The organism is Psychrobacter sp. NPDC078929 (assembly GCF_050267985.1).
Classification (GTDB): Bacteria; Pseudomonadota; Gammaproteobacteria; order Pseudomonadales; family Moraxellaceae; genus Psychrobacter.
In genome coordinates, this window is record NZ_JBNNFX010000052.1 from 1 (window position 1) to 2,481 (window position 2,481).

Genomic DNA, 2,481 nt, shown 5'->3' on the forward strand with positions numbered 1-2,481 from the left:
TTTGCGATAATCTAGGGAGTAAGTCATGGTTATTTATTGTGGTAATCGTTTAGTTGATTTATTTTATAACATTTTTGTGGTCAGGTGACTATATGAGTTTATTATTTTAATTTTTGACAAATAACATTGTTTTCATTTCTTTAGAAAATATCGTAGTAAGTAGGTAACCCCCAAACAAAAAAGAAGGCTAGAATGTGTAGTAGAAAAAATGTCTTTTTTCTACTACACACTGAAATATATATCCGATAACCTAAAAGTAGTATCAGTAAGCCCTAAAATAACGAAAAGCATAAATAGTATGAGTCGCTATTAAGTGCCACATAACAATGAAGGTCCAGTCCAATAGTCACTAGCAGAAATTTTTTATCGAAAAATATAACTGCACAGCGTAAATAGTTAAATAAAAACAGTAAAAAAGGAAAATCTATTCCAACCAAAACCTTTTGACCTACCCTCTACACTGGCCGAACGCTCCAGCCTATCTAAAAATTATGCTATTCTGTATTGGATATATAAGCATTTATTTAGTTTTAGCGAATTTTTTAGTTATTGCTAATTAAATTATAAATCCAGACTCAAATACTTTAAATAGGCGTCCCATATGTTTATAAAAAAACATTTTTTTCATTTATCTATTTTTACCATGATATTCATACTTTGCAGTAATGCACAAGCTGAAACTCATCAAGATAAAATCCAAGTGAAGGTATTTATCGCAGCGATGTTTGAAATTGGTGAAAATAGTGGGGATAAAGCAGGCGAATTTCAGCATTGGTATAATCAATATTTTACAGATAGTAAGCCTATAAAAGTAGAAGGTGCCCATAGCCCAGTTTATTGTAATTCAGAAGGTGTCTGTGGTTCGGTATTAGGGATGGGTAAAGTAGGGTCTTCAGCGTCCATGCAAGCAATCACACTTTCTCCCAAATTTGACTTTAGCAAAAGCTACTTCGTTCTAAGTGGTGTCGCAGGAACACCACCGAGTAAAGGCACGATAGGTGATGTAAGCTGGGCGTCTTGGCTCGTAGATTATGACTTAGGTCACCGCTGGAAAGCTGAAGAAGGTGAAAAAGGCGCACCTACGTTTACACCACGCAAAGGCTATGAAGATATTCGCCGCTATCAACTTAGCTCTGAACTGCTAAAATGGAATCTACATCTAAGCCAGTCAGTTGCCTTAAAAGACTCAAAAGAAGCCAGCGCCTATCGAATGAAATATCCTGATGCAGCAGCACGACGGAGCCCAGCTATCACCGTAGGCACTCATATGACAGGAGATACCTTTTTTCATGGACCAGGGTTGTCTAAACAAGCGCAATATATAGCTGAATTGTATAACGCAGATGATTACATTATCACTGAAATGGAAGCCGCTGCAATAGCACAAGTACTTAACAGAACGGTAGGTATTGAACGCATCATGAGCTTACGTGGCGCAGTGAATTTTGACCAAGGTAATCCAAATGAGACCACGCTTCAACATCTAGATCCAGCGCCAGGGGCAACAGCTGGTGGCTTTGCAGAAACAGTAGAAAATATCGTGCTAGTAGGATCAAAAACTGTCGATCACATCGTTGATAACTGGGATGTCTGGGAAAAAGGTGTGCCAAAATTCAAAGAAGAATAAAAAACTCCAAGATAAATTTTAAGTAGTAAAACAGACAGTTAATAGTTAGCAATCAGTAAGTAGTTTCTAGAGTGGGTTTACGCTCATTCTAGGAACTGCTATGGCTTATAGCTCTACTATCAGTATAGCTTCATTAGAAAATGATTAAGCCCTTGATCCGCTTAAGCTCGTTAGATAACATACGATTAAGTAAGCTATAAGATTCATCCTTGATATAGACCTCTATTTAATATAAAGATTTTTGCAAAGCCAATCAGTTCCAATATCCCTTCCTAATACTTCATAGCTGTCCTCATCAACTATATCAAAGATATGATAGCGAATACTGTTATGTGATTTGTCGCTCATAGATTCTGTTGTCTAATTATAATCTAATACATTTGGTTAGATTTAACGGCATAGTCTTGCCTAGTGATAGATATTCCTTTCATCTTAGGGCACGGGTTTCGCTTTAAAATAGTACATACGTAATGAAAGTATCTGTGATTCTGTCAGTAGTAATGTTCGCATATACGTTGTAGCATTGGCAAAATAATTTTCAATGTTAGCCAAAGAAAGCCCCCAACGCGTGAGCGTCGGGGGCTTTATCTAGGTATAGAAAGTTGACGAACGAGAAGAGCGCCGTTAAGGCAAAGAATAGCTAGCTACGAGCACAGCTCTTGTCTTGCGCTGCCGACGACTGTCTCCCAGACAGTCATTACTCCTTGCTCACTTTTAAATAGGAATTGCTACGTAGGTCACTAAGAATAAAAGATATATACAAAGAAAATCCCCCGACAAGCTAATGTCGGGGGATATTTCAGAATAGAGAGCTGACGATGACCTACTCTCACATGGGCGAACCACACTACCAT

The 2,481-nt window shown here is 37.7% G+C and carries 1 protein-coding gene; it reads left to right on the forward strand.

Features of this window, described 5'->3' with window-relative positions; translation table 11 throughout:
- Positions 1–601 precede the first annotated feature (601 nt).
- Positions 602–1,627, forward strand: coding sequence for a purine-nucleoside phosphorylase (locus ACQKCG_RS13820; protein ID WP_201555989.1), 1,026 nt, complete (start codon positions 602–604; stop codon positions 1,625–1,627).
- Positions 1,628–2,481 lie beyond the last annotated feature (854 nt).